The sequence below is a fragment of the Asaia sp. As-1742 genome (genome assembly GCF_011753235.1).
Taxonomy (GTDB): domain Bacteria; phylum Pseudomonadota; class Alphaproteobacteria; order Acetobacterales; family Acetobacteraceae; genus Asaia; species Asaia bogorensis_B.
This window is the reverse complement of record NZ_VWWA01000006.1, coordinates 123141-139173: the sequence shown is the minus strand read 5'-3', so window position 1 is coordinate 139173 and position 16033 is coordinate 123141. Positions and strand designations below refer to the sequence as shown.

Below are 16033 nucleotides of genomic sequence, written 5' to 3'. Positions count from 1 at the left end.
GCCAAAGACATGAGTGGTGATCGCCTCCAGAGGCAAGCTGTGCATCAGCGATCAGGAAAGGATGAGCCCCCAATCCGGCTCTTCAAGTCTGAATGGCTGGAACGCCTGACACTCACTTCCCTGCGAGTGTTTCTCAGCGTGTGGCTATTGATCGTTGGCGTCCAGATTGCCTGCACGATCTGGGTATGCGAACGTGCACCTGCCTCTTTAGGCTGGCTGCTGCTTGGCTTTATCGCCTGGTTCCCGTTCGAATATGTCATGCATCGCTTTGCATTTCACCTCAGCAGTAATAACCGAATGGTAAAGCGCATCGTGTGGCTGATGCATACCAATCACCATGTCCAGCCCGCGCACCGCCTGCGGACGGTTATGCCGCTCACAGTGTCAATCCCGCTCGGCATTCTGTTCGAAACAGCTAGTGTAGAGTGGTTGGGTGTCAGCTTGGGAGTGGCCGCAGTGACTGGGTTTTTCATGGGTTACGTGGTATACGATTTTACCCATTACGCGTGTCACAATCTCCCAATGAAATCAAGATTCCAAGCCGGACTAAAACGGCATCACTTGCGGCATCATTTTGTCAATCATGATCGGAATTTTTCGATCACAGCGCCATTGATTGATCGGATATTTTCGACTCATGAGTAAACTACAGTACAAGCCGATTGTTAGATCCAAGCGTACTAGAATTTTTGTTGATGGTTTCAATCTCTCGCTACCCAAGGGGACTGGCGTCGCCACCTATGCCCGCGCCCTGACCTGTCTCTTGCGCGATATGGGTCATGACATAGGTGTTCTCTATGGCATGAATATCTCCAAACGTACGTCATTGGCGCTTCGTGAGGTTATCTTTTTCGATAGCCTGGATGGAAGGGCGCCCCGGCGCAAAATTCTACCATTGAGTTCGAGATGGTGGAAACTGCGCGTGGGGGAGCTCATTGGCGAAAAGGCTGTTCAGATCCCGGTCACAGGTAGGGTGGAGGCTCGTTCACTCAGCGCCAGAATGCCGGAATATGACCAGCTCTGGAATGTGCCGGACCTTTATGAGCGGGCAAGCCGTTATTTTAGAAGGACGGGAAGGATGATGGAGGTGTCAGTTCCGGGCGGGATCGACATCATGCATTGGACCTACCCGATGCCTATCAGGGTGAAGGGTGCCAAAAATATCTATACCATTCACGATATCGTACCGCTCAAGCTTCCTTATACGACTTTGGATGATAAAGGTTATTATTTCAGGCTCATACGTAAGCTGAGCCGCGAGGCAGATGCTATTTGTACGGTTTCAGAGGCGTCAAAACGGGAGATTCTCGACTTTTTTCCGCAGTTGCAGGGCAAAATCTATAACACTTATCAATCCTTTGAGCCCAAAGCAGTAGCGACCCCAGAGGCAAGGGAGATGCATGCCAAAGTTGTGAGAACCCTATGTGGGAGGGGGCTGGACCAGTTCTATTTGTTTTTCGGGTCGTTAGAGCCCAAAAAAAACATAGGCAGATTGATCGAAGGCTTTCTCTCTGCTCAGACTGACCGTGTCTTGGTAATCGTGGGTGCGATGGCCTGGAAGGCAGAAGCGGAATTGCGCTATCTCGACAAGGGTATAGAGCAGGGAAGGATCATCCAACTTGAATATCTGCCTTCGTCATCATTACAGAGCCTCATAGTTGGGGCGAAAGCTGTTCTGTTTCCATCGCTGAGTGAAGGGTTCGGGTTACCTGTGCTGGAAGCGCTTGCTGCGGGCACGCCCGTGCTGACTTCTCGGGAAGGGGCTTTGCCAGAGGTTGCCGGTGACGCGGCAATCTTCGTCGATGCGTATGATGTTGGTTCGATCGCGCGCGGTATCGAGACAATAGACTGCGATGATGACTTACGTATGAAAATTGCGGATGAAGCATGCAGCCAGGTCAAGAAGTTTGACATGGCTTCTTACGCCGAACGTGTCGCGCTTCTCTACGGAGATATCTTGAAGAATTGAATGTGCTGGTTTAGAGCGGCACATGTCCCCCAGCTTATCTCGACCCTTATCCCAGGATAGGGCGATAGATAGGTAGGGGCACCTTGCGGCCGGTCAGCGCTGATAGTGCCGCCTAGCTTGGGAAACTGCCTTTGTGCATCTAAGGTACCGACGGCTCTCTTGAGCCGATCATGCGACGGACAGCAGCAGGTCTCCGCTTCGCACGAGTCTTGTGGACGTCGTCATGACGTAAAGTGCTTAGTCAGGCGCGCGTCGCTCGTCTCGCAGCCCGATGTGAATGATCCTCCAATCGCGGCCCGCTCTGAATCAGATCCGCAGGGATGAAACGCGGCCACTCCCGTCGGTATGCCGGTTAGTGCCGGCTTCGAGAGAGGCGCTACCCAAGCGGTATATCGACGATTGTATGACTCCGTTTTTCAATGGATGGTACTCACGGCTTCGCTGGCTTGATAAAGCCTGTGGACCCCTCGAAAAAACTGCTCCGGAATGCGAAGCTCTCCCTGATCGGGAGAGGATTACAACGCGGACGCTGCGGTTAGAGTGATCGAATTACCTATGATGACATAAAATGACAGGATGGGTAGCCCGCCGAAGCTAGAATGGCGCATAACCTAATTCATTGTGGGTTACCAAGAGTGATTCATGAGCCAGATGCCTAGCGGAAAACTTCCCCTTGGTCACCTTATCAATCAGGTGCGCATCCAATTAAGAAAAGATCGAATTGCGGCCTAGATCGAGAATTCGAATTTGACATTTAATAACACCAATATCACCCGTATAATACTTCGGAATTGGCAGCGTGGAAAATAAGAATCCACATATGAATCAAGATAAATCGAAAATCAGACCACAGGAAGCTTTCATATCCATCAGTTACCTGAAAAATATCAAAAACATATGACAACATTTGTGGGTCGTCATTAGTTTCCCGGATCAAATATTATACTATTCTATCTAATACCCCGCGGCTTGGTGCGCCTTCCGAAAACGAGATTCTGCATCGACCCTGATGCTGGATGGTCCGCAACAACGTGGATGTGATTTAATCTATGCACAATAAATCAAATGATGAATAAGGGACTCATATTGCGAGGGTCGCTGGCCCGAGAGCCGCTTGAAGGGTACTGGAAAATGTTTTTTGGCAAAAAACGGCCTCTGAAAAAAGGGACGAACTCCCGGCTTGTCAGGGAAAAAGCTCAGGCTACAGAGGCTCAGGCAGCGCGCAACTGGAGCGAAGCAGCAAGATTATGGGCCGAGATTGCTTGCCTGACCCCCGATGAGATCAATCCGTGGCTTCAGTTGGGGAATGTGCAGAACGAACTGGGTCTGTGGCATCAATCGCTGGACTCTTTTCGTAAGGCAGCGGAGGTCGAGCCGGGTGCAGTCACGCCCCTGATCGGCATGGCGGGCGTTTACGAACGTATGGGGCAATGGGATGACGCTTATGGCTGTTGGCAGGACTGTGCGGTCGCCGCAGCGCTGAACCCGCCGGCAGACACGCTGCTCATCACGTTGCATTTGTCTCTCTCTGCTTTGCGCACAGGACGAGTGGAGCAGGCTTCGGTTCTGCTGGATAGAGCGCTCAAAGCGAACCCTGCCGCTACAGACATTCCGCTCTATCATTCCTTGCGTTTGGAACTGCTTCGGTTGCGCGAACCCGACAACCTTGTGAACGTACCGGTTGAGGTTGCTGTCGATGACTCCGGGGTGGCGTTTGAGATTGCGTCTGCGCACCTGCGTGCTGGATCAGTGTTGAGCGGGCTCGACGCACTCGATCCGCATATCGCCCGGCAGGATTGCCACCCCGATTTCCTGTGGCTTGCTTCCGATCTGAATGAGAAGCTCGGACGTTGGAGAGAAGTGCTGCGCCTGTGTGCGCGTGCGATCGAGACAGCACCGGATGAAACGCGATTTCGTGACCGTGCTTTTTCGGTGGCGCTCAAGCTGGGTGATCTCAAACTGGCACGTATCTATGCTGGTGCGGCTGGTAGGCGGGATGACTGGAATCTCGTGCATGACTTGATGAGCGCATACAAAAATGATGGTCAGGGTCGACATGCTCGCCTTTTGTGCCGATGGCTGAATCGTAAGTGGCACCATAGCCTGTGGCATAGACTAGAATATATCAAGCTCGTTGCAGCAACGCTGTCACCTGATATCGCCGACAAGATGATACGCGAGTATATCGCGGACCATGGTACCACGGAAGAAAGTCTGCGCACTTACGCAGATATTGCATTCCTCGCGGGCAATTTCCTCGACGCAACGCGTCGCCTGAATTTTTTTCTTGAGAAATGTGGTGACGACGAGGGAGTGAGCGTCCTTCTGGGTTATGCCCTTGCGAACGCTGTAAGCATTGATGCTGCAGAAGCTCATTTCAGTGACGTTGCAACCCGCCAGTTCCAGTCGCAGGGTGCCCTCGTTGGTCTTGCCCATATGGCTATGCGCCGTCGAGACAAGCAAGCAACCTATGATCGGTGGAAGCGGATAAACAAGATATATCCCGAGTTCGACATTGGTCACGTTGAGCTTGCAAGAAGCGCTTATGAAATGAGGCAGATGGACCTCGTACTCAGCATCTGCAAGGAGCGGCTCAATACCAACCCTGATGACGCAACCGTAGGGGAATTCCTGGTTTGGTTCTTGCTGGCCAACGGGCGCTTCCAGGAGGCATGGCAGCAACTTGCAATTCTCGAGCAGTACTCAGCCAGCTGGACCGTCGTAGATCTCAAAATTCAGATCGCCGCCTACCTTGGCAAGCTTGACTCGCACCTCGAAGAAATCCTGTCGGTCGTACCACAGTCATCGAACCGGGAGTCTAGCAAGCGTCTTTATGGTATAATACGGCACCTTGTGGTTGTTGGCCGCGAAGACCTCATGCCAACCCTGATCAACGCCACAGCGTGTGATCCCAGGATGCTCGGCTGGATGTGGCCGTACATCAAGGGCATGAAGATGAATGATCGACGCTTGCCCGTGGGTCCGTTGGCCGATGGCGGTGACAACGTCCAGCACGCGTGGAAGTCGGCCGCGGTGAGAGTCCGGGCGGATATTGCTGAGTACGTCAGAGATGCCTCCGTGCTTGAAATCGAGAAAATTGTCTCCAAACCCAAGCATCTTCACCCGGTTGTTCATATTATCAATAAGTTTGAGCAGGTCTCCGGAGGCAGCGAACTTCATGCACTGGATATCGCCGAGCGTGTGGGTAAATTCGCCAATGTGAAGCTTTGGGCGCCTGAGATGCCGCACCCGCGCTTCCATGAGCAGGGGCTTGTCAGCCCGATCGAGCCTGCGCAAGGCAAGGTTCCCTATTCGGGCGTCATCGTGTTTGTCGGCGTGTACTTCGATATCGGAGACTGGTTGGCCTATGCGCAACCCTCACGCGTTATCTTTCTGTACAACACGTTCGAAGCGCCGATGGTATTTGACCGCGTGCGCGAAGTCTGGGAACGTTGCGGCGTGCGCTCCGAACTCCTTTATTGTTCGGATATGATGCAGCACGAGGTCGATCTGCCTGGGTTGTTTGAGCCCTCTCCAACAGATATCGTCGCATTCTCGCCGATCAAGGCGCCGCGTGCCGCTGATCACAAATTCACCTTGGGTCGACACAGTCGGGACGTGATGGAAAAACATCATGTCGAGGACTGGAAAGTGTACGAGGCGGTAGCACAGGCGGGCGGAACCTCACAGATACTGGGCGGTACGTGCATGGAACCCCTGTTCCCATCTATCAAGGGAATGGAACTCCTCCCGGCTCGCTCGGGCGATATGGTGCCGTTCCTGCAGTCGCTTGATTGCTACTTCTACCGGACATCAACCTGGATCGAGCCTTGGGGGCGGGTTGTGATTGAAGCTATGGCTTGCGGTTTGCCGGTGGTAGCGAGCCGTAACGGAGGATATGCTCAGGTTATCGAGCATGGCGTGAACGGTTTTCTCTTCGACGAGACGGAAGAGGCGGTCGCTCTGATCAAGGCGCTTGCCGCTGATCCGGATCTCAGAATGAGGATCGGTCGCGCTGCACGTGAGTCGATGGAAGAACTCTTGGGGGAGACGAGCATGCGTCGTCTCGTCTCCTTCTACCTTATGAACTGATCTCGTGGTCTTTGGGATTTTGGTATCGGCTTGTTTTGTCGGGCACCGAACTCCCAAAGGCACTGGGACCAAGCTCATGATGACCGTTGGCATCAATATACGCTGTCAAATCGATCCCAAACAATCCACAGCGTCTCGAGCAGTGTTTTGTTAGGGTGTCGCCTCGAGCTCCGCAGATAGCTGACAGTATTTTTGCGGCGTTTTCGCCGCATCCTGCGAATCTTGTTTCGACTCGATATCCACGAGCGGGTTAGCCAAAAAGCGCGCGCTTGGCCTCGTCGGTGGATCGTCGGGTATCTCTCAGGGAGCCACTGTGCCAAAGCAATGCGATTTATATCTCAATATGACTGATCGCTTAAGGTGGAGATCCGCGAGTGTAGCGTGGGCGGTGGCTCTAGGCACAATCGCAACTGGGTTATGCTCCCGATGACTGGTCCGCTGTCCCAGTCCTGCGAGTGTGAGCGAAGTTGTATGATCGTCGAGAGGCTACCAGCATCGATTTCACCCATTTTATCTATCGCGCATTGTCGTACGCAAGAGGGCGGAGAAGCTGACTCCGGTGGACATGGCTTACCGTCCAGCGCCAGTCTCCCGTGCCAAACGCAATGACGGGGCGACCAGCGAGGTGCAAACGCGCTTTCCGCGATTGGCTATCTCTTCGAGAGTGTCGGGCCGGGCCCGAGGAAGTGCCGATACGCAGGAGTTACGCGTTTGCAGGAGATTTGGAGCGGGATTGCCATTGTAATATACGCCTCTGGTGAGGTATTGATGACGGGTCCCGCGCCACACCATCGATTGCAGAATGAGCCTGATAAGCGTATGTCAAATACTAAAGCGCTACTAACAAAATACGTATATTCTTCATTCAGTTTGTTGGTTATTTTGCCAACCATACTCACGATTTCATATTTCATCTTTATCGCGACGCCTCAGTACGTATCAGAGGCCCAGTTTGTAGTTCGCGGTGAGGGTGTTGCTCCTCCTGGTGCTCTGGCGAGCCTGCTTGAAACCACCGGGAGTGGTAGTGCCACCAGTGAAGATACCTATGCGGTGCAGGACTACATGATGTCCCGTGATGCGATGGACCTACTGATCAAGGATGACGATCTGCAGTCGATCTTTGCGCGTCGCAATGCTGACTTCATCGCCCGGTTCCCCAACTTCCTGCAGGGCCAGACACGCGAGCATTTTTATCGATATTATCAGCGCCATGTACTGGCGGAGCTGGACTCCACCAGCGGAATTTCTACGCTCTCCGTGCGAACATTCTCGCCTCAGGACTCGCAATTGCTCGCACGCTCGTTGATGATCGCCGCCGAGCAACTGGTGAACCGCATGAATGCGCGTCAGCGGGAGAATCTGATCAGCAGTTCCAGGAAAGAGTTGGAGAGCGCTCGCGCGGCATTGGAAGAGGTTAACGGCAAGATCGCTGAGTACCGCACAAAAGTCTCCTTGATTGACCCGCTTAAGCAGTCGGCCCCAGTCCTTGCTCAGGCTCACGAACTCACAGTGATGCTGACTAATAATCAGGGACAGGTCGAACAACTCCAGGTGGCTGCGCCTCATAGCCCGCTGCTTCCCGTACTCAAGGAGCGCATTCGTATCCTCAAGAAACAGATTCAGGCGATCACCGGCTCTGTTGTCGGTCCGGATAACTCTCTTGTACCGCGTATCACTGAATATGATGCTCTCGCGACACAACGGACGCTTTATGAGAAACAGTTGGAAGGTGCGGCACTGGCACTGGAGGCGGCGAAGACACGCGCGGACCGTCAACGTCTCTACATTGACGAAGTCGTTCAGCCTAACCTTCCAGACTATCCGACTTACCCCAAAGCGCTTGCGACTACGCTGATCGTTTTTGTCACTTTGGCAGCGCTGTACCTGATGGGTAAGCTGTTGATTGCTGGCGCACGCGAGCATCAGGCAACATGAGCAGAATGGCGCGGCTCAAAAATCTCTTTGGTCTTTTTCGCCTGCAGGCTCGCGTGATCTATGCGCTTCTTATGCGCGAATTGCATACGCGTTTTGGCCGCGAAAATATCGGCTTCCTATGGATGATCGGTGAGCCAGCGCTATTTTGCGGCGGCGTTACTGCCATGTGGACGCTGGTTCGCCCCTCACATGAACACGGGCTGCCTGTGACAGCGTTTGTGGTCACTGGATATGTTCCTCTGACGATGTGGCGCCATGCAATGTTCCGTGCGGTCAAAGCCTTTGAGGCGAATGGTAGCCTCCTTTTTCACCGGCAGGTAACACCGCTCGATATCATCCTCGCCCGGGTGATCCTCGAAGTCGTCGGAACTCTTATGGCGGCTATTTTGGTAGCTGTTTCCGCCATTGTTCTGGGACTGATGCAGCCACCCCGTGATCTGGGTATTCTTTATCTCGGTATCGGCATGCAGATCGGGTTCTGTCTCGCCAGCGCGCTGATCGTGGCTGCGTTGAGCGAACTTTCCGATCTGGTGGAAAAATCGATTCAGGTGATCGCCTATCTGGCTATTCCTTTTTCGGGTGCTTTCACGATGGTCGACTGGTTGCCACCCAAATTCCGGGGCTGGCTTCTCTGGTCACCGAGTGTGCAGAATATTGAGATGATCAGGCACGGTCAGTTTGGGAGCAGCGCACGCGCGCACTACAATATTGGTTACGACGCCTTCATCACCCTTGCCATGATACTCGTTGGCATTGTTTTGGTTCTGAACATCAGAAAGCACATAGAAGTACAGTGATCCATTGCATTGATATCGTGAAGGATTTCCACGTCGCGCGCGGCTACCGGCGCGTTCTGGATCACGTCTCATTCTCAGTAAATCCTGGTCAGAAACTCGGGATCATGGGGCGAAACGGCGCTGGAAAATCGACTCTCATCAAGATTATTGGCGGGGTCGAGATTCCGACATCGGGCAAGGTAAAGCGTGTGATGTCCGTCTCATGGCCCCTCGCGTTTGGCGGTGCATTTCAGGGAAGTCTGAGCGGTCTGGACAATCTCAAGTTCATCTGTCGCATATACGGCCTCGATTATGCCACCACCCGGACTTATGTCGATGATTTTGCTGAACTGGGGAGTCAGTTGGGGGAGCCGGTTAAAACCTATTCCTCGGGCATGAGGGCACGTCTGGCGTTTGCACTGTCGATTGCGATTGAATTTGAATGCTATCTCATCGACGAAGTTATCATGGTTGGCGATGCTCGTTTTATGAAAAAATGCCAGGACGAATTATTTGGGAAGAGGAACAACAGGGCTCTTGTGATCGTCTCACATGACATGGGTTTCATCAGAGAGCATTGTGACAGCGGTGCGCTGCTTCATCAGGGCACACTTCGTCTTTGCGACTCTGTCGACGGAGCAATTGCGGAATACGAGGCGTTATAAGCGCCCGCGGTTTATACATAAGATCAGGTCCCACATCGATGCTCATGTCAAAATGACCATCGTTCTGAAAACACAAGATTGAAGAGTTGATGAAGTGATCAGAGCTGTTTTGAAAAGAGGTGGGCGTCATTTATGCCTGTTGTCGGCGGTGAGCCTGCTCGCTGCGTGCAGTGCCCTCCCTGATAGCGGACCGTCGGAGCGTAACGTTCTCAAAAGCGTCGGACAGCCTTCAATTAACTCCCTTGGCTTTGAGATCCTGCCGGTTGATCTCAAGACAATTTCAGTGCTCTCAGAGGAGCGGCCCCCGCTCATCTCGAGTCTTGAGGTCAAGAACGCGCCTGTCGTATACAACGATCGTGTCGGCAGGGGCGACATGCTCTCCGTCTCTATTTTCGAGGTTGGGAACAGCCTTTTCTCCAACATATCGCACAGTGCTACCGCGTCGTCCCTTGCTGGCATGACGTCTACAAGTGCCGGTGCTACCAATACGGAGTTACCGCCTACCGAGGTCGAGGCGGATGGGACAATCGAGATACCTTACGCGGGGCGAATTAAGGCAGTAGGCTTCACGCCGCGGCAGATTGCGGAGGCAATCAAGCAGAACCTCGATGGCAAGACAGAAAATCCTCAGGTGATGGTGCATATCGTCCGGGATATCGGTAACACCGTGATTGTCTCTGGCGAGATCGAAAGGCCGGGCCGTGTGGTACTCTCTTCTGCGAGAGAGCGCCTATCGGATCTGATCGCTATCGCTGGTGGCGCGAAATGGGCACCGCAGGATACGTTTGTGCAGTTGTTGCGCGATGGAAAGACAGGTGGCACCGATCTGAGCACACTGCAATCCCATCCTGACCTTGATATGGCAGGCTTGCCGGGTGACCGGATCCAAGTGATCTATCAGCCCAGAACCTATACGGTGTTCGGCGCTTCAGATCATGTTTCGGAGACCCCTTTTAAATCGCCTGATCTGACGCTTGCTGAGGCAATAGCCCGTAGTGGGGGACCGAACGACTCTCGCGCAGACCCTAATGCTGTATTCCTGTTCCGATTTGAGGATGTGCCCGCAGCTCGAACGCTGGGACTCAAAACCCCCGCGATCCGACATGGGCTCAATGAAGGCGTACCGGTTATCTATCACCTCGATATGATGAACCCTACGAGCTACTTCTTGGCCCAGCACTTTCCGATGAAGAACAAAGATGTGCTGCTGATTGCGAATGCGCGGACAAACCGGTTCTACAAGTTTAACCAGTTGATCGGCGCGTTGACCGGGCCCGCCGTAACGGCAGCTTGGGTCGCAAAGTGATATGCACGCGCCGCTTCTGGCAAAAGCGGCGCCCATGTGCCAGTTAGTCGATGACTGCACGCCACGTCGAAAGCCCCGTATTTTCCGGCGTTAGGATTCTTGTGGGGGATTTCCGGTCACGTCCTTCCATTGAAGACTTGGCTGACTCTAGTTGATCGCGCCCGGCCTGCATCAAGGCAAGTGGCGCATGCCCCATAGGCACTTCGGTTCACTGACGAATGTTGTCTTTTGTCCGCGTGAATCCCTACCGAACGAAGAAGCCCTGCTACCTGCTACGCCGGGTCCCCCAATCAAGACCCACCACGACAACAGCCAGGGTGGAATCCGTTGATGCGCTCAGCAAATCGCTCAGCACGGCATCTCAATGACGTCAAAGAGGTAACTCTGCTCGACAGCCCGAGATCGATATTGCCCGGAGATCGGTCTCGTAACCCACCCGTTGTTTGCGCTCAGGTTAGCGACACCGAACTGCTCTGCTGCGATCCCTAGGGAAAATGCCTCCAATAGCTTCGAAAAAGTGACGAGTTGGAGGGACGACGGACTGGACGATGGTTGTAGCGGTCGCCTCTAAACCTGCCAGCGTCCTAGAGCAAAAGTAAGCGGTCACAGGCTCCTTTCCCGCTTAACTCAAATCCTGCATCACATGTCGCGATGAGTGAAGCGTCGCCAAGATAGTCAGCGTCAGCAAAACCTCTCTGGTCGATGCCACGACCTCCGTCGCACTATGCTCATTGACTAAGCAAACCACCGTAGGCGGAGTTTTCTACCTTCGGATATTTATTTCGTACAGAAATCTTCGCTCGAGAATCTTACGGATGCCGATCTATTGCGCCACTCTCGGCGTATACAGGTCACCTTTCAACGACCCTGGTACACTCCTTAACTCTCCTCTTTCGCGGTGCGCTGAGGCGTAACGGTGATGGTAGAGGGTTTGAACAGATGGAACATGGGGCCAGTCAGTAGCGTGGAAATGACGGCGAGAACCATGAGTGAAGCGAAGGCAAATTCGGAGAGCATGCCTTGCTCATGAAGGATGGTCGCAGCAACGATCTCCATCAGGCCTTTACATTGTAGCAGCGAGCCAAGCCCAAAAGTTTGTCGTGTGGAAAGGTTGGGGGCTGGAGGAAAGGCGTATATCGATCCCATCTTGGCAATGATCGAAATGAGCACGAGTGAGAGGGATGCGAGAACAGATGGCCAGGTCAGAGCATCTCCGTCGATACGAAGGCCGCTATGCCCGAAAAAGAGGGGCGCAATCCAGATGAGACAGAATGTTGAGATGGCCTCGAAAGGTAGACGCTTCACCCAGGATGGCGGCATGAAAGCCCCGGCGAAATAGGCGCCTATGAGTTCATGAAGGCCGAGGGTCATGCTCGCCCAAGATCCGAGTATCAAATAAACGGGTACGACGCCCCATATCAAGGCTTTGGGCGGGTTGCGAATGTGCCGGGATGCCAGAGAACCGGCGAGACCCAGACCTAACAGGAGGAAAACAGCAAGGCACTGGCGCAGACCCCAGCTTTGCATCGCCGTTTGTCGCTCTGCAGCGAATTGCAGGAGGGCAAGACCTATCCACAGGGTCGCATCGTCGATGACAGCCAGTTTGAGTGCAAGCTGGCCAAGTGGCTTATCCTCGATCGGTAATTCGCGCACAATTCCGATAAGAACAGGTAGCGCACTGACCGCTATGCAGAGGCCAATGGATGCAGCGCCTATAAGAGGAGAAACGGCGGGTGCATGCCAGCCCGGTAAAGGCAGGAAAAAGTAGAAAACGAGCGCAGTACCAATCAGGAAGGGGCCACCCAACGCAGCTGCCGCGCCTGCAAGCAAACGTGGCACCGAGGGTGTTGAGATTTTGCTGTCTCCACTGTCCCCCTCGGGATGCTGCCACATTTCCATACCGGCAGTGAAGGCCAGTACGAGCACAGCAACCCAGCCGATCGTATCGCCATAGAAAGATGGCAATCCAGCCGATCTTACCGGCAGATGCCACACTGCGGCAAGAATGCCGATAAGGATTGGGATAACCGCGATTGGTATGGTGCGACCGAGCAGGCGCCACAGGACCCAGGGGACACAGACGAACAAACCCAAATCCGCGATGAGCGCCGTAAAATCGTTCATACCATCCCTTTCCACGTTGCACGAAACGATAGCTTAAACATCAAATGAAGGGAAATCATCGCGCCAGCATCACTTATGATCGCAAGCGCTATATCTTCGCACCTGCAGCAATTGGAAGAGGCGTATTGGAACTGTGGCCTGACGCGCGGGCACTTACATGGATATTTGAGCGCACTATAACTGTTTCTTACACCTTGATGTATTAATTCTTGACGCTTGTGACTATGCACGGAACTGCTGGTGTTCGCACAACGGGCTGTGAACTATCCGAGGCATTTTATGCTCAGGGCTCTTTTGATCGATGCAAGCAAGCATGGGCTCACGTGCTGTCAGGGTGAACGCAACTCGCCATGTCACGTGACTCTGTTGATCAGCCGCATCGCTGATCCCTCCAACCATATCCTGCCAGTTTGCCGGATGATTTTGCGCTCCTTCGTTCCGCACCGCTCACAATATTGCCTCGATCTTTCTCGTCGGCCCTTACTTTGAGCGATACTTATCCGTGGTATCAGCTTCTGTCCCAATAAGGGTTGACGCGCCGCGCCTCTCTACCACCTCTTGGGGAAGCGTGCACCCGGCATAGGGAGGGGGGCGTAATCACCCCCCCCATCGTTCTCACAGTGCGGCCTGCATGCTGATCGTGAATGAGCGCGGCGCGCCGATCAGGACCTCGCTTGGATAGCTGGTGTCCGCCCATTGCACGTAATGCTTGTTGGCAAGATTATCGATCCGGCCATACAGGGTGATCCCCCTATAGACATGCCAGCCAGCAAACACGTTCACAAGAGCATAGTCCTTGAGCGTAAGGGTGTTTGCATAGTCCCCCTTGCGTGCCGAGACGTAACGCATGCCCGCACCCAGATCGAGCGGCAGGTCGAAGACGTTCGACCATACGCCCCATAGATTGGCCGTTACCGCCGAAACGTCCGGAACCTGATTGCCGCTCGCATCGGTCGAGGCATTCGGGAAGAACGTGCCGTAACGGGCATAGGTATAGGCCACGTTCCCCGAGACGCTCCAGTGCCGGTCAATGCGCCAATCGGCCTGCCACTCCATACCGCGCGATTTCTGGCTGCCTACTGTCGAGACACTGTCCTGTCCGGTCTGGACGAGCACTCTCGTCCGACGGATATCGTAGAAGGACAGGGTTGTGACGAGCCGTCCCGAGAGAGCACTGGCCTTGAGCCCAATCTCTCCCTGACGTGAGTGACTCAATCGGGAGAATTGCCCTCGATTGGCAAGGAAGAGATTGGAGCCCGGTGGGTCTTCAGCCGTGGTATAAACCCCATACAGGCTCAGATTGGGCAGCAGGTCGAAGACCGGACCTATGCGGAAATTGGCCGGATTGTAATGCCCCTTGAAGCTGGTGGACGCATTGAACTGGCCATTCTGGTTGAAGTTCTGCCTGTCGAGCGAAAGCCAGTCATATCTGAACCCTCCCACCAGCCGCAGCCTGTCGGTGATCGAGAGGGTATCCTCAAGAAAGAGGCCCGCGTCGATCATGGTCGTGGGAGATTTACGGTAGGGATACTCCCCGGCAAATGACCCGAGTGCGCCACCTTCAGGGCTCGTCAATGAGACGCTGTCGGCATAATCCGCATCGGGAAAGCCGCGATTGCGGATGAAGCGAATGTAGTAGGCATCTCCGCCAATCACGAGGCGATTGCGTAACCCGAACAGGGGATAATCGAAACGGGCATCGACGCTGTCTCCAAGCTGATGCTGGTTCTGATAGACATAGAAACGATCGCGGCCGATCCGGCCGGGCGTGATTGCCTGTCCGCTCGCATTAGTGGCGCCGGGTGACGCGACATAACTGTAGGTCTCGGCATTGTCCCAGCGACGTTTGGCATACAGGAAATAGGCCTTGTCATGCAGTGAGACATGGTCGCTGGCAGCCCAGTCCAGATGCAGCGTCGGCGTCGCATCGACGGAGCTCGCCCGCGGGTTGGCTACATTGTAGTTGCGCCATAGCGAGGCTCGGCTGATGACGAGGCCCTGAGTTGAATGGAGTAGCCCACCAGCTGCGTCATTTACAGCAGAGCCCGGTACGAGCGGCGCTCCGTAATAGGTTGAGAGATTATCGGTCAGGTAATCAACAGTAATACGTGCCGTGAACTTCGTGTCCGGATGCCACAGAAGCGTGGTGGTCCAGTCATTGCTGCGCGGGTTGGCGCCTTTGACATAGCCATCAGACGAGGTCCGGCTGAAATCGCTTCGTATCGCCAGGGTACGGGTGAGGGGCACTGACCCGCCAATGCCTGCATTCCAGCTATTGAAGCTCCCGTAGGAGAGCAGGGCGTTGGCACGCACATGATCCATGTCCGGCGTACGCGTGCGCATATCCACAGTACCGCCGACGGCACCCTGGCCATAAAGAACGGAGGAGGGGCCTTTCAGGATCTCGACCGCCTCGAGATTGAAGGCGTTGAGTGGCCGGTTCACCATGGTCGTGGGACCGAAATAGAAGCCGTCGCGCAGGATCAGCACCTGGTTGCCGCTGAAACCACGCATCATGAGCTGGGCCGGATTGCCGGGCGAGCCACCGGAGGTCACACCCGGTGCGAAATCGGCAGCATCTTCGGCATGCACATAGCCGCGCTGCGAGATGATCTTCTGATCGATAATCGAGATCGAGGCCGGATTATGCTGGAGGCTGAGTCCGAGCCGACCGCCTATGGCTGGGCGTGCCTTGAGGCCGGTACTCTCACCATGAGCCGTAATGTACTCGTCGTTGCTGCCTTGCTCCTGAGCGAGGGCAGCAGGTGAAAGCGGCAGAAGGCCAAGTGCAGGCGCGAGAGAGATGCCGGTGAGAAGACAAGCCCTGAGTGAGCGCATGGGGCGCATGATATGTGTTCTATCCCGTGTTCACGTCACTACGATGGGCAGTGTTTCCCCTGCCACCTGCAGGACACCCCGCCCGCCGGTTCTCGTCCGTGACCCCGTGTGATGGCAGGTCTCCTGACTTGTGCGTCATGATGTGCGAACTGGCCTTCCCGGGGGGATAGTCCCAGTGGCTGAACCCTTGGCGGGTCCACGTTCGCACACTCTTCACCTACAGTTGCGGGGGCAGTCATGGCGTTCGACCATGTTCCCTTTTCATCCCGTCTCCGGGACACCATCGGATCGGACCCTAGCTTTACAACTCGTGCTGTCAATGCTGCGT

9 protein-coding genes and 1 riboswitch are annotated in these 16033 nt (G+C 54.4%); of the genes, 7 read left to right on the top strand and 2 right to left on the bottom strand.

Annotated features, from left to right (window positions below; translation table 11 throughout):
- Positions 1–9 precede the first annotated feature (9 nt).
- The 7 genes from F3J08_RS11125 (at position 10) to F3J08_RS11095 (ending at position 10743) form a co-directional block, all read left to right on the top strand.
- A complete protein-coding gene (locus tag F3J08_RS11125) occupies positions 10–645 on the top strand; it encodes a sterol desaturase family protein (protein ID WP_166929962.1) in 636 nt (211 codons plus the stop codon).
- The gene (locus tag F3J08_RS11120) at positions 638–1969 is read left to right on the top strand and encodes a glycosyltransferase family 1 protein (RefSeq protein WP_166929960.1); all 1332 of its coding nucleotides are present in this window, start codon (positions 638–640) and stop codon (positions 1967–1969) included. Before F3J08_RS11125 ends, F3J08_RS11120 begins: the two co-directional genes overlap by 8 nt.
- A 1131-nt stretch (positions 1970–3100) precedes the next feature.
- Positions 3101–6061 (top strand): glycosyltransferase, encoded by a 2961-nt coding sequence (locus tag F3J08_RS11115; RefSeq protein ID WP_166929958.1) that lies wholly within the window; start codon positions 3101–3103, stop codon positions 6059–6061.
- 819 nt (positions 6062–6880) lie between these two features.
- Positions 6881–7996 carry a capsule biosynthesis protein gene (locus F3J08_RS11110; protein WP_166929956.1) on the top strand — a complete coding sequence of 372 codons (1116 nt, stop codon included), beginning with the start codon at positions 6881–6883 and terminating at the stop codon, positions 7994–7996.
- A gap of 5 nt (positions 7997–8001) precedes the next feature.
- A complete protein-coding gene (locus F3J08_RS11105) occupies positions 8002–8793 on the top strand; it encodes an ABC transporter permease (protein ID WP_240149299.1) in 792 nt (263 codons plus the stop codon).
- Complete coding sequence (locus tag F3J08_RS11100; RefSeq protein WP_166929954.1) at positions 8790–9437, top strand: ATP-binding cassette domain-containing protein; 648 nt, start codon at positions 8790–8792, stop codon at positions 9435–9437. Before F3J08_RS11105 ends, F3J08_RS11100 begins: the two co-directional genes overlap by 4 nt.
- A gap of 94 nt (positions 9438–9531) precedes the next feature.
- Positions 9532–10743, top strand: coding sequence for a polysaccharide biosynthesis/export family protein (locus tag F3J08_RS11095; RefSeq protein WP_240386525.1), 1212 nt, complete (start codon positions 9532–9534; stop codon positions 10741–10743).
- Positions 10744–11622: 879 nt separating this feature from the next.
- Here the strand turns inward: F3J08_RS11095 and F3J08_RS11090 are convergent.
- Together F3J08_RS11090 and F3J08_RS11085 are read right to left on the bottom strand one after the other, a co-directional pair.
- A complete protein-coding gene (locus F3J08_RS11090) occupies positions 11623–12867 on the bottom strand; it encodes a cation:proton antiporter (protein ID WP_166929952.1) in 1245 nt (414 codons plus the stop codon).
- A 615-nt stretch (positions 12868–13482) separates the two neighbouring features.
- Entirely contained in the window at positions 13483–15714 is a 2232-nt protein-coding gene (locus tag F3J08_RS11085) for a TonB-dependent siderophore receptor (protein ID WP_240149298.1), read from the bottom strand.
- Positions 15715–15800: 86 nt separating this feature from the next.
- Positions 15801–16005: riboswitch (cobalamin riboswitch) on the bottom strand.
- Between the last annotated feature and the right edge of the window lie 28 nt (positions 16006–16033).